Annotated in this window: 15 protein-coding genes and 1 tRNA gene; 13 read left to right on the forward strand and 3 right to left on the reverse strand. The window is 45.0% G+C overall.

From position 1 onward, the window contains the following. The first annotated feature begins 23 nt into the window (after window positions 1-23). Genes MHN02_RS04050 through hemB form a run of 4 tightly spaced genes read left to right on the forward strand, consistent with a single transcriptional unit; the run spans window position 24 to window position 4261 of the window. Window positions 24-566, forward strand: a complete 543-nt coding sequence (locus MHN02_RS04050) for a hypothetical protein (protein ID WP_239244673.1) — start codon at window positions 24-26, stop codon at window positions 564-566. Continuing rightward, window positions 567-1343 carry a TatD family hydrolase gene (locus tag MHN02_RS04055; protein ID WP_239244675.1) on the forward strand — a complete coding sequence of 259 codons (777 nt, stop codon included), beginning with the start codon at window positions 567-569 and terminating at the stop codon, window positions 1341-1343. Window positions 1344-1355: 12 nt separating this feature from the next. Next, window positions 1356-3254 (forward strand): diguanylate cyclase, encoded by a 1899-nt coding sequence (locus MHN02_RS04060; RefSeq protein WP_039225047.1) that lies wholly within the window; start codon window positions 1356-1358, stop codon window positions 3252-3254. Next, entirely contained in the window at window positions 3251-4261 is a 1011-nt protein-coding gene (hemB, locus tag MHN02_RS04065; RefSeq protein ID WP_039225046.1) for a porphobilinogen synthase, read from the forward strand. Before MHN02_RS04060 ends, hemB begins: the two co-directional genes overlap by 4 nt. Before the next feature lie 111 nt (window positions 4262-4372). On the opposite strand, the gene MHN02_RS04070 is transcribed toward hemB, so the two are convergent. Beyond that, on the reverse strand, window positions 4373-5884 hold the full coding sequence (locus MHN02_RS04070; RefSeq protein ID WP_014948093.1) for a hypothetical protein: 1512 nt from the start codon (window positions 5882-5884) through the stop codon (window positions 4373-4375). Between the two features lie 33 nt (window positions 5885-5917). Continuing rightward, complete coding sequence (gene rhlB, locus MHN02_RS04075; protein ID WP_239244677.1) at window positions 5918-7210, reverse strand: ATP-dependent RNA helicase RhlB; 1293 nt, start codon at window positions 7208-7210, stop codon at window positions 5918-5920. Window positions 7211-7310: 100 nt separating this feature from the next. Here rhlB and trxA point away from each other — a divergent pair, with 100 nt between their 5' ends. The 4 genes from trxA to MHN02_RS04095 all read left to right on the forward strand — a co-directional run bounded on the left by trxA (window position 7311) and on the right by MHN02_RS04095 (window position 13540). Next, on the forward strand, window positions 7311-7637 hold the full coding sequence (trxA, locus tag MHN02_RS04080) for a thioredoxin TrxA (RefSeq protein ID WP_012517074.1): 327 nt from the start codon (window positions 7311-7313) through the stop codon (window positions 7635-7637). Between the two features lie 271 nt (window positions 7638-7908). Next, a complete protein-coding gene (gene rho, locus MHN02_RS04085; RefSeq protein WP_014948094.1) occupies window positions 7909-9174 on the forward strand; it encodes a transcription termination factor Rho in 1266 nt (421 codons plus the stop codon). A 228-nt stretch (window positions 9175-9402) separates the two neighbouring features. Continuing rightward, entirely contained in the window at window positions 9403-10701 is a 1299-nt protein-coding gene (locus MHN02_RS04090; RefSeq protein ID WP_239244679.1) for an amidohydrolase, read from the forward strand. A 22-nt stretch (window positions 10702-10723) separates the two neighbouring features. Further along, window positions 10724-13540, forward strand: coding sequence for an ATP-binding protein (locus MHN02_RS04095; protein ID WP_239244681.1), 2817 nt, complete (start codon window positions 10724-10726; stop codon window positions 13538-13540). Here the strand turns inward: MHN02_RS04095 and nhaA are convergent. After that, a complete protein-coding gene (nhaA, locus tag MHN02_RS04100; protein ID WP_014948097.1) occupies window positions 13502-14776 on the reverse strand; it encodes a Na+/H+ antiporter NhaA in 1275 nt (424 codons plus the stop codon). The two genes, MHN02_RS04095 and nhaA, sit on opposite strands and share 39 nt — an antisense overlap. A gap of 278 nt (window positions 14777-15054) precedes the next feature. Between nhaA and purE the strand changes: the two genes are divergently transcribed. From purE to MHN02_RS04125, 5 genes are all read left to right on the forward strand, one after another. Further along, the gene (purE, locus tag MHN02_RS04105; protein WP_239244683.1) at window positions 15055-15549 is read left to right on the forward strand and encodes a 5-(carboxyamino)imidazole ribonucleotide mutase; all 495 of its coding nucleotides are present in this window, start codon (window positions 15055-15057) and stop codon (window positions 15547-15549) included. Next, window positions 15546-16682: a 5-(carboxyamino)imidazole ribonucleotide synthase gene (locus MHN02_RS04110; protein ID WP_239244685.1), complete on the forward strand. Its 1137-nt coding sequence runs from the start codon at window positions 15546-15548 to the stop codon at window positions 16680-16682. The genes purE and MHN02_RS04110 overlap by 4 nt, the downstream gene beginning before the upstream one ends. Before the next feature lie 60 nt (window positions 16683-16742). After that, a tRNA-Thr gene (locus MHN02_RS04115) sits at window positions 16743-16818 on the forward strand. Between the two features lie 66 nt (window positions 16819-16884). Beyond that, on the forward strand, window positions 16885-17430 hold the full coding sequence (locus tag MHN02_RS04120) for a copper chaperone PCu(A)C (protein WP_239244687.1): 546 nt from the start codon (window positions 16885-16887) through the stop codon (window positions 17428-17430). A 186-nt stretch (window positions 17431-17616) separates the two neighbouring features. Next, window positions 17617-18090, forward strand: coding sequence for a Dps family protein (locus MHN02_RS04125; protein ID WP_014948101.1), 474 nt, complete (start codon window positions 17617-17619; stop codon window positions 18088-18090). Window positions 18091-18233 lie beyond the last annotated feature (143 nt).

Here is an 18233-nt window from a genome sequence, read left to right on the forward strand (position 1 = left end):
GTCAAAAAAAGAAAGGAATAAAAATGAAAACCCGACTGCTATCTCTTGCCACTATTCTGTGCGCGTTTGGGGCGTTTAATGTACAAGCTGAGACAGTTGCTGATGCATTGGAGAAATGTCGCAACACGGATAATAGTTTAAAGCGACTTATGTGCTATGACAGCGTCGCGAAATTACTCAACAAGTACGAAGGTTCAGACGCTCAGATTGAGCAACTACAGGCCTACAAGAGCAACAATGGTAATCAGATGAAGCCTCGCCCAGCGCCTGTCGCTCAGGGACAAGTTCAAGCCTCTGAACCTAAGAATGACTTTGGACTTGAACATAAGCGAGATTTGTCTGACGAAGCTTCTGAGATTGCGGTCACTATCGCTTCGATCAAGAAGAATGTGCGTGATAAGCATGTTATAACTTTCAGCGATGGTTCTGTATGGCAGCAAACTGATGGAACCTATATGAAGCTTAAGGAAGGTCAGTCGGTAGCCGTAGAAAGGGGCTTATTGGGTGCATTTTTCTTAAGTGTAGAAGGGCTTAACAAGCGCATGAAAGTGAAACGCGTAAAATAAATGCCTTGGTTTGATGCTGGCGTCAACTTGCTTGATAAGCGATTTGACGCCGATGAAGTTATACAACGAGCAAAAGATGCAGGGGTAGAAAAACTCTGCATTATCACTACGCACCCCAGTGAATGGGACGCCGCAGTAGCGCTATATAATAAGTATCCAACCCAATGCTGTTACACTATCGGTGTCCATCCTCACAATGCAAAAGATGTCACGCCAAGTGATTACAAGCGGTTACGCGAACTTGCACAACAGAATGGGTGTGTTGCAATTGGTGAATGTGGTCTGGATTTTAATCGCAATTTCTCACCACAGCCCGTTCAATTGGCAGTGTTCGAAGCCCAGTTAGATATTGCGGCTGCATTAGACTTACCCGTGTATTTACATGAAAGGGATGCGTTTGACGAACAAGTCGCGTTATTAACCGAGTATATGCCTCGTATAAAAGGTGGTATTGCCCACTGTTTCACTGGGAATGCAGAGCAGGTTCAGCACTACCTTGCGCTGGGGCTTTACATTGGTATTACTGGCTGGGTATGTGATGAGAAGCGAGGCGAAGCACTACGCGAAGCCGTGAAGTCTATACCTTTAAACCGTCTTATTCTTGAAACAGATGCGCCTTATCTGTTTCCCAAAACCCTTCGACCGAGAAAAAGTAATAACGAACCTGCTTTTCTACCCCATATCGCTAAACAATTAGGCGAATATCTGCAAGTTGAGACTGATAAATTACGTATTAGCAGTTATGCTAATAGCTGTGAGTTGTTTTCTCTCAGCTAAACATAGGTTTATATGCAGACAAATCTGAAAGCGATGCGCAAGTATGATGCGGGTCTTATTCTTATCACCCTAGTGGCCGTCGTTGCATTTGTTTCTGTGTTGTTTAGTTTGTCTCCTAACACCAGTGCAACACCACGTTTCTCGCAGCTTACTTATCTCAATGTAGATAATGGCAATGCGCTCGATTTTACTACCATTACTCAAACGCCGCTTACGGACTGGACACCAATATCTTCACCCATTAACTTGGGTATGAACACAAACGTACATTGGTTTTCAATGGTCATTGCGCCAACACAAAGCAATGAAAGTCGATTTCTATTGCACATCGACTATCCCCTTTTAGATAGTTTAGACGTTGCGATTTACAGCCAAATAGGCAGCACGCCTATTGCTACTTATTCAGGTGGCGATGGCCTGCACTTTGACAACCGGCCCGTTTCTCATGTGAAGCCACTATTCCCCCTACCAGTAAGCGCTCAGTCGCAGCGGGTGATTATTCGAGTACAAACCTCTGGCAGCGTCCGCCTTCCCATTCGTATATGGGAAGAAACAGAGTTTATTGCCTATACATCAAGCCGTAACCTGGCATTGGGGATATTTTTTGGCATCTTGGTAGCAATGGGCGTGAGTAACGCATTTTTAACGGTAACGACAAGTAACGTGTCGTTCCTTTATTACTCTGGCTATGTAATGAGTTTGGCGCTTATATTGGCGACGTTACACGGCTACGGCTTCTCCTATATGTGGCCGGGAAGCACATGGTTTCAAGGTAAAGCAATTCTTGTGTTTGCTAACGCGACTATTATGTTTGCGGCGATGTTTACGCGAAGCCTACTACCTATTAGAGCCCACAGCGTAAAGCTAGATAAAATCACACAGGCAATCAGTTGGGTGTGCGGGTTAAGTATAATCCTCGGCCTTATCTTGCCTTACTCGTTCATGATAAAGGCGTTCCTGTTACTGCTTAGCCTCATCGTTATTTTTACTCTTGGGTTAGGTATTTGGCTAACGCTCAAAGGGGTGGTCGTAGCACGTTATTTTACCATTGCGTGGGGTTTTCTATTAATTAGTGGGCTAAGTGCGAGCCTTGATAACGTTAATATTATTCAGTTGCCTATTTCGTCAAATAACCTGCTGATCATTGGTGGCGCGGTTGAAACGCTCATCTTGGCACTTATCTTAGCGATTAATTATAGCCACAGTCGCGATGATCTCATTGAGGCGCAGCAGTTCGCGCTAGAACAGGAAAAACAGGCAAATACCGCCAAAGAGAACTTACTTGAAGTACAAAAGCGTTATCAAGATGACCTGGAGTATAAAGTACAAGAACGCACGTTAGAGCTAGAAATTACGTTACGCGAATTGTCTGAAGTTAACCAAGAATTGGAAAGGTTAAATGCAATAGATCCGCTCACGGGAGCGCACAACCGTCGACATTTCGATAAGCGTCTGCGTTCTGAAGGGCGACGCAGTAGACGTGAGCAAACACCATTATCTCTCATCATTGTTGACGTGGATCATTTTAAGCAAATTAATGATAAACACGGACATGATGGTGGTGACGCTTGCTTAATTCACGTCACCAATGTCTTTCAGAAGCACATCCATCGCCCTACAGATGACTTGTGTCGCATAGGTGGTGAAGAGTTTGCCATTATATTGCCTAATACCGATCTTGAAGGCGCTTTTCACGTTGCCGAAAATATGCGAGATAGCCTTGAGTCGACCCCACTTGATTACGAAGGGGAAACCATTAAGCTAACTGCAAGCGCGGGCGTTTCTACAACCATTATTCTTGATGAAGAGCACGCGCAAAATCTTTTCAAGTTCGCCGACGAATGCCTTTACGAAGCCAAGGCTGCGGGCCGCAATACAGTAATACATAAACATTTACAGGAAAAACTATGACATCTTCACCTTTCCCTCAAAGAAGAATGCGCAGACTACGCGCCAAAGATGCTTTAAGAGGGCTTGTGGCAGAGCACCGTTTAACCACTGACGATCTCATTTACCCTGTTTTTGTACTACCCGGTGAGAACGCACGAGAAGCCGTACCTTCTATGCCTGGTGTGGAAAGACTTTCTATCGATTTGCTAGTGCAAGAAACGGCGAAATGGGTAGAGCTGGGCATTAGAACGATTGCGCTTTTCCCTGTGACACCTATGTCTCTTAAAACCGAGTGTGCAAGCGAAGCGTTCAATCCTGAAGGGCTTGCTCAGCAAGCTATGAGAGCGCTCAAAAAGGCGTTTCCTGAAGTAATGCTGATGTCTGATATCGCATTAGATCCATTTACGTCTCATGGTCAAGATGGCCTCTTAGACGAAACTGGTTATGTGATGAACGACGAAACAGTCGAGGTGCTCATTAAGCAAGCGTTATCGCATGCTGAAGCTGGCGCTGATATTGTTGCGCCTTCTGACATGATGGATGGGCGCATTGGCAGTATCCGAAAAGCACTTGAAGAAGCAGGTCACATCAATACGTGTATTATGGCTTATTCTGCTAAATACGCGTCTGCGTACTACGGTCCATTTCGTGATGCCGTCGGCTCCGCTGCAAATATAAAGGGCGGCAACAAGAAAACCTATCAAATGGATCCTGCCAACACCGATGAAGCTCTCCACGAAATTGCGCTTGATATAGAAGAGGGCGCTGACATGGTAATGGTGAAGCCAGGTATGCCGTATTTAGATGTTGTGCGTCGTTGTAAAGACGAATTTAAAGTACCGACATTCGCCTATCAAGTAAGTGGCGAGTACGCTATGCATCAAGCTGCTTTTGCTAATGGTTGGCTAAATGAAGACGCGGTAATCCTAGAATCGTTATTAGCGTTTAAGCGCGCTGGCGCAGACGGGATTCTGACTTATTTCGCTCCGCAAGCTGCTGCGCTTTTAGCGAAGCAAAACGACAAGTAATACCAACAACCAAAGGTTCGACAACAAAAAAGCCGTGCAATGCACGGCTTTTTTATGTGTCTTTTCTATTTATCGCAATACATTTAACGCATCCTATCTGTATGTAAGTGGTTACTTACAAACGAGTTCGCAGCCAGCTTTATGCTGAAGCCAGCATTCATTTGCTAGCTCTGCGTTGATCAAAGGATGCGATTTCAGCCAGCCTTCAGGAAAAGTAAGTGTCCACTTACTTTCTTCGCACTGCAAAGTTACCTCTGGTATATGTTTATTCTGACGACGCAGACATAACACCACTGCTATACGTAAAATTCGCAATAAGCCTTTTAGCATTGGACGGTAGTCTTCGTGGTACTTTTCAAATACGTCTGGCTTTATGTTTAATCTATGCTGAGCAACTAAATCGCGGATGGCTGCCCGCTGAAGGCGCGTGAAGCCGGGCAAATCAATGTGACTTAATATGTATTCACCATGCTCATGATGGCGCTTATATTCAATGTGAAGACCTATTTCATGGAGCTGTGCGGCTGCACCTAAAATGGTTTCGGTATCTAAATGACAAATGTTCTGTTGTGCACAAAGTTGATGGCATAAAGTAAGCGCTACGTGACTAACCGAGTTCGCGTGACTGGCATCTACATGATAACGATGTTTTGCCTGATTAAGGGTCTGCTGGCGTCTATCATTCTCGGTAACGTTATCTAGCATTCCGTAGATAAGTCCTTCTCGAAGCGCACCACCAGAAATATTCATGTGCTTAATATTTAGCGCTTCAAATAAGCTGATGAGGATCGCTAAACCAGACGGGAAAATAGCTTTTCTGTTATCTTCCAATCCGTCGATATCAAGGGTTTTAATGCTGCCGCATTCAATACATTGCTTTTCTAAATGATACAAATAGTCTAAGCGGATAGCATCACTAATGCCCTGTGCTACAAGAATCTCAGTAATGGCTTGCGGCGTGCCAGATGCACCTAAACAATTCTCCCAATCGAAACACAAAAATGCGCTAGACACATCGGCAATAAGCGCGTGTGCGGCTTGCTTGGCATTGTCGAAATTGTCTTCGGTGATAGTGCCGCCGGTGAAATAGCGTTCCATAAACGTTACGCAGCCCATATCCAAACTCTTAAGATGGATAGGCTGCATGTCGTTGCCGATAATGATTTCTGTGCTGGCGCCGCCAATATCTATGACTAAGCTATTGCCTTGGTTGGCGGATGTGTAGGCTACGCCAAGATAAATTTGTCGCGCTTCTTCTTCACCGCTAATCACTTCAAGTTTGTGATTGAGAATCTCTTCTGCCTTGCGAATGAATACATGCGCATTGGTTGCCAGTCGCAATGTAGCGGTCGCTACAATTTTAATATTAGAAGGGGGGATATCCTGCAGGCGTTCGGAGAATACTTGCAGGCATTGCCAGCCGCGTTCCATGCTTACGTCATCAAGTGCTAGCTCATCATCTAAACCTGCTGCTAGGCGCACTTTCTGTTTAATTTTCCCTATTATTTGCACACTGCCGTTAACAACGTGAACAATCACCATGTGAAAGCTGTTAGAGCCTAAATCTACGGCGGCGTAATACTCGCCGTAGGTTTGTGCGTCGTGCTGGAGTTCTGCCTGCATAAAACCTCGATTCTTATTGAGTACCTTTACGCCTCACTGTTGCGCTCTGTTGTTTCGGTTTTGAGGCTTTCCACGGCCTCTTCCGTTTCCACGACGTGAAGAATTGCGGTTGTTAGGCGTACGTCTTCTACGTGGTTTTGGAGGCGTTACATCATCAAGTAGAGCACTGCGGTCGTAATCGGTAACCGGTATTGCCTTTTGAATGTATTGCTCAATAGCAGGTAAGTTTAGTGCGTATTTTTCGCACGCGAAACTAATTGCAACACCACTTTGTCCTGCACGGCCAGTACGACCAATACGGTGTACATAGTCTTCGGCGTCGTCAGGTAAGTCGTAGTTGAATACGTGCGTTACCGCGTCGATATGAAGACCGCGCGCTGCAACGTCGGTTGCGACTAAAATATCAAGATTGCCTTTGGTGAAATCTTCTAAGATCCCAAGGCGTTTCTTCTGTGGTACATCGCCGCTAAGCAAGCCCACGCGATGGCCATCTGCGGTAAGCCAGTCGGTAACTTTCTCACAGCTATTTTTAGTGTTGGCAAAAACAATTGCCTTTTCTGGCCATTCTTCTTCAAGCAGCGTAAGAAGAAGCAGCATCTTGTCGTCATCAGACGGATAAAATAGCTCTTGAGAAACGCGAGTTGCAGTTGTTTGTTCTGGCGCTACCTGTACGTGGGTAGGGTTGTTCATGTGCTCATAAGCAAGCTCTTGCACGCGGTAGCTAAGTGTAGCTGAAAATAGCATGCTCAAACGTTCGCTTGCCGGTGGCATGCGGCGGAATAAAAAGCGGATATCTTTTATAAAGCCTAAATCGAACATGCGGTCGGCTTCATCAAGTACGGCAACCTGAATATTCTTCAGTGTGAACACATTCTGTTTGTAGTAATCCAGTATGCGTCCTGTCGTACCAATTATAATATCTACCCCTTCTTCCAAAGTTTCACGTTGACTTTGGTAACCTTCGCCCCCATAAATCAAACCAAGCGACAATCCAGTATGCTCACTAAGCAGTTTGGCGTCGTTATAAATTTGAACGGCGAGCTCTCTGGTCGGCGCCATGATAATTGCGCGAGGGCCATTTGATTTGCTGTTATCTACATTTTCTGCTTTGCTTAGCAAATAGTGAAATGTAGCTACCAAAAAGGCAATGGTTTTACCGGTTCCGGTTTGAGCCTGACCTGCAATGTCGTGACCTTCCAATAAAGGAGGCAGTGCAAGTGCTTGAATTGGTGTACAATGTGAAAAATTAGCTGCCGCCAAGGCGTCAACAACCTTGCCGTTAATCGGCAGGTCAGAAAAGTGAGTATCAGTTAAGTGAGTAGGCATAGCTTATAGCTTATCAGTGCTTGCATTAAAAAACAGTTTCTATATAACACTTATGGTCAGGCTGAGACAAATCAGCGACAGACCAATAATGGAGAAAAGAATGAGCGACAAAATTATCCAGTTATCTGACGATAAATTCGAAGCAGATGTTATCAATGCTGAAGGTCCTGTACTGGTTGACTTCTGGGCCGAATGGTGTGGCCCGTGTAAAATGATCGCACCAATCTTGGAAGAAGTTGCGACCGAGTTTGATGGCAAGTTAACAGTTGGCAAGTTGAATGTCGATGAAAATAACGAAACTCCACCTAAATATGGTATTCGTGGTATTCCTACATTGCTACTTTTCAAAAACGGTAACGTTGCTGCAACTAAAGTAGGCGCGCTATCTAAAGCTCAATTAACAGAGTTTCTTAACGAAAACCTTTAATTGATTTCAAATTGAAAACCGGTGCTAACGAAGCACCGGTTTTTATTTACGCCACAGGGACTAACGTTTCATTCTAGAAGAGCAAGCCACAAATTATTTAACATTTCGGCGGTAAAACGCTGGACGTTGATTAAATATAGTGCTAACTTTTCTTCAGCGCTCATCCGAGCAGCGTTCTGCTTACGCCCACATCAGGGTGATATCAAATCTAAACTAGAACAGAGTGACTTTAAGTCCTGTAAGCGAAGTTCAAGCACAAAGACCCACCAGTATGAATTTAACTGAATTAAAGAACAAACCAATAAGCGAGTTGGTTAACCTGGCCGAGGAGATGGGCCTGGAAAACATGGCGCGCGCCAGAAAACAAGACATCATTTTCTCAATCCTAAAGACACACGCAAAAAGCGGTGAAGACATCTTTGGTGATGGGGTACTAGAAATTTTACAGGACGGTTTCGGCTTCTTACGCTCAGCTGACTCTTCGTATCTTGCAGGACCAGACGATATTTATGTATCGCCAAGCCAAATTCGACGCTTTAACTTGCGTACCGGTGATACGATTGCCGGGAAAATTCGTCCACCGAAAGACAGTGAACGATACTTCGCCCTGCTAAAAATCCGCGAAGTTAACTTCGACAAGCCTGAAAATTCACGTAATAAAATCCTTTTTGAAAACCTTACACCACTTCACGCAGCAGATCGCTTGCGCATGGAACGTGGTAATGGCTCAACAGAAGACATTACGGCTCGTGTACTAGATTTGGCGTCGCCAATCGGTAAAGGCCAGCGTGGTCTTATCGTAGCGCCACCTAAGGCCGGTAAAACGCTTCTTCTTCAGAATATTGCTCAGTCAATTGCTGCTAACCACCCAGATTGTGAGTTAATGGTATTGCTTATTGATGAGCGTCCGGAAGAAGTAACCGAGATGCATCGTCTCGTTCAAGGTGAAGTCGTTGCTTCAACCTTCGATGAGCCAGCAAGTCGTCACGTACAAGTTGCTGAAATGGTTATCGAGAAAGCCAAGCGTCTTGTTGAACACAAAAAAGACGTGGTTATCCTGCTTGACTCGATTACTCGTCTTGCTCGCGCTTACAACACGGTTATCCCATCATCAGGTAAAGTACTTACCGGTGGTGTTGATGCGAATGCTCTTCACAAGCCTAAGCGCTTCTTTGGTGCCGCCCGTAATGTTGAAGAAGGCGGAAGCTTAACGATTATCGCAACAGCGCTTATCGATACCGGCTCTAAAATGGACGAAGTTATCTACGAAGAGTTTAAAGGTACAGGTAACATGGAATTACACCTTAATCGCAAAATCGCGGAAAAACGTGTATTCCCGGCTATCGACTTCAACCGCTCTGGTACCCGTCGTGAAGAACTGCTTACAGCGCAAGATGAACTACAGAAAATGTGGATCCTTCGCAAAATCGTTCACGAAATGTCAGAAATTGACGCAATGGACTTCCTTATCAGTAAGTTGTCGATGACCAAGACAAACGATGAGTTCTTTGACGCAATGCGTAGACAAAAGAGTTAATAGAAACTTAGTAATAAGTTGATATTTAAAGAAAAGGCGCCACTCGGCGCCTTTTTTATTCCCTGCATCGATAAAGTACTTTTCTTATACTTCCGTCTAATACCCTCAGTCTTGTGAATGGGGTATTTTCGTCTGCTTATTGATTTTTAACAGCAATCGTTAGTTCAGTGGTGTGTTCTTTCTAAAGATGATTTACTCTGTCTAAAAACACCAAAGGAAATAAATGTTATGTACCAGAAATTGCTGTCACTTGCATTTGCAGGGCTGGCCTCTGTGTCTGCTGCTAATGCTACTCAAATCAACGTAGATGAATTAGCCAATAAAGTAGAGCCAGATGTAATTAAATGGCGTCATCACTTTCATGAGTTTCCTGAACTATCAAATCGTGAATTTAAAACCGCTGAATATGTTGCCGACTATCTCAATAGCTTAGGTCTAGAAGTGCAAACTGGGGTGGCGAAAACCGGTGTGGTAGCTATTTTAGACTCGGGCAAGCCAGGTCCTGTGGTTGCATTACGTGCAGACATGGACGGACTTCCTGTAAAAGAGCAAAACGATTTGTCCTACCGCTCAAAGCAGATGGGCGAATACAACGGAAAAGAAGTGCCGGTTATGCACGCCTGTGGTCACGATACTCACATGGCAATGCTCATGGGCGCGGCAAAAATTCTTACCGAAATTAAAGGCGACCTGAAAGGTAAAGTGAAGTTTATCTTTCAGCCAGCAGAAGAGGGCGCACCCGCTGGAGAAAAAGGCGGTGCGGAAGTTATGGTTGCTGAAGGTGTACTTAAGAACCCTGATGTAGACGCTATTTTTGGCCTGCATATCAATGCTAACACCGATGTGGGTAAAGTGCGTTATAACGCGGGTGGCACCATGGCCGCGGTAGACCCATTTAAAATTGTTATTCACGGTAAGCAAGCCCACGGCGCTTATCCTTGGAAGAGTGTTGATCCAGTGGTTACCGCTGCGCAAATGATCATGTCAATTCAGACCATAGTAAGTCGTGAGTTGAAATTGATTGACGATGCAGCGGTGGTGTCTATTGGCTCTATTCACGGCGGTAACCGTTCAAACATCATTCCAAATGAAGTAGAAATGGTTGGCACAATTCGTACACTCAATGAAGCCGCTCGCGATCACATTTACGAGTCGCTTCCGCGCAAAGTAAAGGCTATTGCTGAAAGTATGGGCGCAGAAGCAGAACTTACGCTACCGCTAGATTACTATTACCCCATTACGTACAACGACCCAGAGCTTACAAAAGCCATGCTGCCTACTATGCAGCGTACCGCAGGCGTTGAAAATACGCTGCTTTCTAAACCGGTCACGGGGGCGGAAGACTTTTCATTTTTCCAAGAACAAATTCCAGGTTTATATGTTTGGGTAGGCGGTAAGCCACTGGACGTGTCTGAAGAAGATAGCCCTGCTCATCACACACCGGAATTTTATGTTGATGATGAAGGCATGAAATTAGGCGTGAAGCTTCTAACGAACTTTACCCTAGATTACATGGCTCAACACTAAATCTATCCGCCGGAGACATGCGTTGAAAATTGGCAGTATTTCATTTTCTTTTTCATGGTCTCTGGCCCTTCAAGCACTGCTTGTATGTGTGTTAGGTGCGGGTCTTAATGCTCTCAACCCACCCTTTGATAGCACAGGGATAGCTACATTTGGCATAGGTGCGGCAGTCTACGCTTCACTTCGGTTTTCTCCTTTTATTTCCATTCCTATTGCACTTGTTGTCAGCCTTCCCTTATGGCTTAACGACGGGAGCATAGTTGGAAAGGAAAGCCTTACTCTACTGCCTATCGTGCTTAGCTTTTTTGGCTATAACAAGTCGCTTAAACAGGTGATAAAAGTAGGCGCAGGCTTTTGGTCTATTGTCTTTCTGCCCATTCTCGTTTTAGAGCATTCTCTTTATGATGGCGATAACGCAAATATGCTGTTTTCGGGTGTGCTGGTCACCTGGGTAAGCGGTGTATTTGGTCTTGTAACCGGACACTTTTCGTATTTGGCAGTCCACGGGCTTAAGCGACAAACATCAAGTAAGTCCGAGCGGGTTACGCTGCACTTTCTTTTTGGGTACTTCTTTTCCGGTTGCTTCTTCGTTGCTTCCATGGCAGTAATTTATTTGTCGGTAAGTCTGTTTCAACATCAGCAAGAAAGACAAATTCACAGTTACATGTCGCAGCGGGTGAATGTGCTGGAGTTCCAACTTTCGAATTTTATTCAGCAACACCAAAGTGCCATTATTAGCGCAGCGCAAGTGTTGTCTAGCGAGGTATCAAACAGCGATTTCGATAATGCAGCGGTGACAAATTTGCGGGTGTTGGCATCGCACAATCCAGAATTTTTGACCTTCCTCATTGCAGATGACAATGGCGATCTTACCCACGCTTACCCGCCTAGCCTGTTGGATAAGGCAAAACAAAGCGGCTTGTCAAATGTGGCTTACAGGCCGTATTTCTTTGAAGTCATGCAGACAGGTAAACCATTCCTTTCAAATGTATTTCAAGGCCGAGGTTTTGGTAACGATCCAATTGTAGCCTTGTCAGCTCCTATTACAGATGCAGATGGCACTCCAAAAGGTATTGTAGAGGGCTCTTTATCGTTAAAGAGCTTTTCTGCTATTGATAACTTAAGCTTAGGTGGTTTTTTGATGCTCATTGAGGATCAAAAAGGCGAAGTTATCTATGCATCTAAAGGCCTGAAGATGAAGCCACTCACTAAAGCACCTTTTTATATTTGTGAACCTGATTGTGCTGTTGAGGTGGAGAACGGGCCTCAGGGGAAAACATGGTTGAGGTTAGCGAAAGATATGCCTTTTGCTAGCTGGAAAGTCAGCTATTACTTCGACAAACGACTGTTAATGGCATCAATGAGTAATTATTTGCTAAAAGACTTACTGCTGCTATTGGCATTATCTGCATTTGGAACATTCACTGGATACGTAGTCGCAAAAATGGTCGGCGCGCCTATTCGTCGCCTGGTTCGCTATATTGCCGAATTCGACCCTACACAAAAAGAAGTTGTTAAAGCACCACAAAGGGCACTGCACATTCAAGAGCTCTCGTCGCTAAGCGATGAGTTCGTGAGTTTAGAAGCCCGATTGCTCGATGCATTTGAAGAGCTAAAGGTTGCAAGAGAAGTAGAGCAAAGCCTGAATGTCGAGCTAGGGGAATTGAATCAGTCTTTGGAAAAGCGCATAGAAGAGAAAACCGAGCACCTTGCGTTAGCGCTTAAAGAAGCGGAAGCCGCTAATGTGGCGAAAACGCAGTTTCTCGCTAACATGAGTCACGAGATCAGAACGCCAATGAACGGCATTATTGGCTCATGTGAATTGATGCTCGAGAACGAGTTGCCGGAAAATGTTTCGGCTAGAGCCAAAACAATTTCACGCTCTGCTAGCAATCTACTTATCATCCTGGACAGTATCTTAGATTGGTCGAAGATTGAATCGGGTAAAATGCTCACCGATATTCAAAGTTGTGCCATTCGCGAGTTACTTGAAGCTTCTTGTGACCTCTACCGTCACGCTGCGCAAGTAAAAGGGTACGATATTGCTTTGTATATTAATCAGGGCGTACCTAACGCACTGAACATTGATGCAGGGAAGGTGAGCCAAATCATCAATAACTTACTTAGTAACGCGATTAAGTTCACCAGCGATGGTGTCGTGACGGTTAACGTCAGCTATGCCCACCAAGGACTTAAAATTTCGGTTACCGATACGGGAATAGGCATTGCTCCCAACAAACTACGCCTTATTTTTGATAAGTTTGAGCAAGCCGATCCGTCCACCACTCGAAATTTTGGTGGCACAGGATTAGGTTTGGCCATTTCTAAAGGTTTGGTTGAGCTTCTTGGTGGTGAGCTTTATGTTGAAAGTGAACTGGGTAAAGGAACAAGCTTCACCTTCCACATTCCTGCCACAGTAAGTGAAGAAAAAGAGCATGCAGAAAATGAAGTGATTCCGTCATTACCCGATGGATTACGGGTTTTATTGGCTGAAGACAACGACATTAATGCTGAAATCGTCATGGACATGCTCAAATCGTCCAACATCAAATGTATTAGAACGAAAAACGGGCAAGATGCTGTTAAGGCCGAGAAGAGGCACGATTTCGACGTAATTTTAATGGATTGCCAAATGCCGATCATGGATGGTCATACAGCATCGAAACTTATTCGAAGTGAAGGCAGGAATAAGGACTCGGTCAGGATCATCGCCTTAACCGCCAATGCGTTTATCGAAGACAAAAATGCCTGCTTAGAAGCAGGCATGAATGCGCATTTAAGTAAGCCTATTCGCAAGCAGGTTCTATTTGACTGTATTGCCCGTGAACTTGCTCGCGTTTGAGGCTACATCAGTGTTATCGCTCGGCGCTTCGCTAACGAATCGCAGTACAATATACCCTAAGCACGCCGAGACAAGAGAGCCGGTTAAAATGCCCACACGCTCGTCAAAAATTTGATTGATACCTGTCTGTGCAAAGGCCAGTCCCCCAATGAATAAGCTCATTGTAAAGCCAACACCGCAAAGTAGCGCACAGCCATAGATATGCTTGAAGTTAAGATCCTCTGGTAACTTAGCCAGCTTTAACTTCACCATTAAGTAGCAAAAACCGAATACGCCAATTTGTTTACCCACAACCAAGCCAAGAAAGATCCCAAAGGTAACAGGATGGAAAATACCCTCCGGACTGATGTTACCAAAACTTATGCCGGCGTTAGCGAAGGCGAATAAAGGTAGGATCGCGAAACTCACCGAGCCATTCAAACCGTGCTCTAGTCGCGTTACCGGAGAATAAGATTCGTCTTTCTCATCCCGCATAGGAATAAAGCCAGCAAGTACGACACCTGCCAGTGTGGCGTGAACGCCTGACTTCAACATGGCTACCCACAGAATGATTCCCACAAAAACATAAGGCGGAATATCTACCACATTGCGTTTATTCATTTGCCACAACAGCAATAAACAACCTGCAGCAATATACAGCGCACCCGCGGTAATGTGCTCGGTGTAAAACAGGGCAATAATTACGATAGCACCGATATCGTCAATAATAGCCAGGGTGACTAAGAAAACTTTCAGGCTCGTAGGTACTCGACTACCTAGTAGCGCCAAAATACCTAACGCAAACGCGATGTCAGTAGCGGCGGGAATTGCCCACCCTGCAATGGCTACGGGGTTGTCCCAGTTGATGCCTACGTATATCAAGGCGGGTAGTGCCATACCACCTACAGCACCCGCTGCGGGTAAAATAATATCTTTGGGATTGGCCAATTCACCTTCGCAGATTTCCCGCTTCAGTTCCAGACCCACGTGAAAAAAGAACACCGCCATTAACCCGTCGTTAATCCACAGCAATAATGGCTTATCGATAGCCCACGTACCGGCTGATATTTGTACCGGCATACTGATTAAATGATCGTAAAGCGTATCTAGGGGAGAATTAGCAATAATGAGCGCAAGAATCGTTGCACCCATTAACAATATGCCGGGAGCGGCTTCGCGATTTAAGAAGTCAGAGACCACGTCTTGTACTTCTTCTATCACCTCATCAAGTACGTCGGGTTCGTGTTTATCTGTCATCAATAACCTCTAACGCCCGTTCATGGTCAACGTCGCAAAATGTGGAAATAAAAGCGTTCGTTAATCCGTGTAGTCAGGCAACTTTTCTACATAAATTAATTATAGTTAATACGACTGACAGCGAAGAGATAGATCACCCTTATAAGAGAGTAGCCTCAACAACCCTTAAGCGAGTGGCGCTATAATTGACGCCATTTACGGTGGGATTTTGAACGGTTTTACGCTACAATCGCGGCCTTTCCAAGGTTGTCCACTTTACCTACCCCGAGGATCTCTAGATGGCAAAAGTCGCGATTGTAATGGGTTCAACTTCAGACTGGCCTACTATGCAGCAGGCCGCAAAAATGCTGAAGTCGTTTGGTGTTGAATTTGAAGCGAAGGTGGTGTCGGCGCACCGTACACCCAACTTGCTAGTAGAGTTTGCAGAAAGCGCTGCAGATAAAGGTTTTAGCGCAATCATTGCTGGCGCAGGCGGCGCAGCTCACTTACCGGGTATGATTGCTGCACACACGCATTTACCTGTGTTTGGCTGCCCGGTTAAATCAAAGGCGCTCAACGGATTAGACTCACTGCTTTCTATCGTTCAAATGCCGAAAGGTGTTGCGGTAGGTACACTGGCAATAGGTGAGGCTGGTGCAGCAAATGCGGGTCTTCTCGCGGCACAAGTTGTTGCGCTGCAAGACGAAAGCGTACGCAATGCCGTTATCGCTTTTAGAAAATCGCAAACTGATACGGTACTTGCTTCAAGCAATACGTTGGAGCTAGATGAATGAGAGTAGTCGTTTACGGCGCAGGCCAACTTGCTCAAATGATGTACCTGGCGGGAAGCCCGTTAGGTATTGACGTTCAAGCTGTGGACGTAAACAACGATACCGTTGTACATCCAGTTAGCAAAACCCCTCTTGAAATCTCACTTGCTCAAGCACTAGAAGGTGCAGATGCTCTTACAGTAGAATTTGAGCATGTACCTGAAAGGCTTCTTGAAGACGCGGCGAAAACAAACAAGTTGATGCCAAATATTGACAGCATTCTTGTTGGCGCCGATCGCGTACGTGAGAAAAAGCTGCTTGAAAGCATGCAGGTGGCAAATTGTGAGCACCAAATAGTTACCGACCTTGCCCAGTTAGACGATTGCGTAAAGCAGTTGGGTAGCAAACTCATTCTTAAGGCTAGCCGCGATGGCTATGACGGATATGGTCAATGGCGTTTAAGTGATGAGGCTGACTTACCTGAACTAAAAAATGCACTTCAGGGATTAGATTTGCAGACTGTGCCTTTAGTGGTTGAAAAAATGGTGGCTTTCGACAGAGAGTTGTCATTAATCGGTGTACGCAATGCTAATGGCGACGTACGCACCTATCCACTTGCTGAAAATTTGCATCACCAAGGTCAACTTCATGTGTCGGTTGCACCAGCGACTAACGTTGATGATGCACTTCAGACCCAGGCTCACGATATTTTTGTGAAACTTGCTGAGGGTATGAACTACGTCGGTGTGCTGGCTGTGGAACTATTCCAAGTAGGCGACAAGCTACTTGTAAACGAACTTGCTCCTCGTGTACATAATTCTGGGCACTGGAGCCAGTCGGGCGCTGTAACCAGCCAGTTTGAAAATCACTTACGTGCAGTCTGTGGATTACCTCTTGGTGACACGTCAGCCATTGGTCCAAGCGCTATGGTCAACATTATTGGTTGCAGCAGCTTCTCGCGCGATTTGCTAAGCATCGATGGCAGTCATCTTCACTGGTACGGAAAATCTGTTCGTGAAAAGCGCAAGATGGGACACATCAATGTCACCACGAATAGTTATGAAAGCTTGGGTGAAAAGCTCATGGCATTGAGCAAATATTTACCACTTGAGTACTTCCCAAAATTAGTTGGTGAAGCAACGCGATTAAAAGGTTGACACCCACGCGTTTATCGCTAGAATACGCATCCGCTGTCTAGGCAGCGGTTTTTAAAGTGTGCCGACTTAGCTCAGTTGGTAGAGCAACTGACTTGTAATCAGTAGGTCGCCAGTTCGATTCCGGCAGTCGGCACCATTTTTCTTTTTTCCTATGCCAATCTTACGTACACTTGCTTACGAGTATTCATTCGGAGCAGACTGTATGTCATTTTTTTCCAAATCACTTAAACCGTTAGTTATCGTAACTGGCTTATTTTCTTTAAGCATGTCTGCGACTATTTACGCGCATGGCAATGACCATGATAACCATCACATGCCAAAAGAGCAGCACAAGCACGCCAGTAAGCAATCAGAAGTAATGGTAATGAATGGTTATGCCAGAGCGACCTTTGCTTTGGCAAAAACCGGCGCAGTGTACTTTACTTTGCATAATCATAGTGACAGCGATAAAACACTGACGTCTGTTTCAGTATCAAGCGATGTAGCAAGTGAAGCGCAAATCCACACAACGGTGATGGAGGAAGACGTGATGAAAATGCGTGAGCTAACTGACGGCGTTATAATAAAAGCGGGCGAAATGGTCTCTTTTGAATCAGGCGGCCGTCATATCATGTTGATGGGGCTGACCAAAGGATTAGAAGAGGGCAGCGAAGTAGCACTAACCCTCACATTTAGCGATGCGAGCGAACTACCGGTTTTGCTACCTGTTAAAAGAGAAGCGGGCGAAAGCCACCATCACCACCATTAATAGAGTGGCTAAGGCAGAATGTATAAAGTCATCGATTAATGCGATGAATGCAATCAACTAAACCGTTAATCTAAATCAAAATTTCTGTAGTACAATTAACTTATATTATTTAAACCAAGATTTTTCAGCGCCGATGAATGGACTGAAGGTAAATCTAAAAAGGGTTTTAACGTTAAGGAGTGTGACATGAGCAAGATTGATATTGGTATTTCTGAGAGCGATCGTAACGCAGTAGCAGAAGGCCTTAAAAAGCTATTGGCCGACTCTTACACTTTGTACCTTCAAACGCATAATTTTCACTGGAACGTAGAAGGTCCGCAGTTCCGTGAATTGCACCTAATGTTTGAAGAGCATTACACAGAGCTTGCCGAAGCGGTAGACGAAATTGCAGAGCGTATTCGTACTCTAGGTGTTGCTGCACCGGGCACATATAAGTCGTTCGCTGAGCTTAGTTCAATTGAAGAAGTGGAAGGTGTACCTGAAGCGACGGAAATGGTGAGATTGTTAACTCACGGTCATGAGCAAGTTGTGAAAACCTGCCGTGAATCGTTAAAGCTAGCGCAAGACGCTGACGATGAGTCATCTGCAGCGTTAATTGGCGATCGTATGCGCGTTCATGAAAAAACTGCGTGGATGCTTCGTGCAACATTACCGAAGTAAATCGCTACATAAGTGCGGTGACAGTGATTTAACATAGGCTTAATCGGCCAGTCACCTTTATCGCATAAGCAAGTAAAATTATCACAAAGGGTACAGCAGCGCTGTGCCCTTTTTTGTATACTGCCTTCCACTAAGAATAATAG

Source organism: Alteromonas sp. CNT1-28, from assembly GCF_022348345.1.
GTDB lineage: Bacteria > Pseudomonadota > Gammaproteobacteria > Enterobacterales > Alteromonadaceae > Alteromonas > Alteromonas macleodii.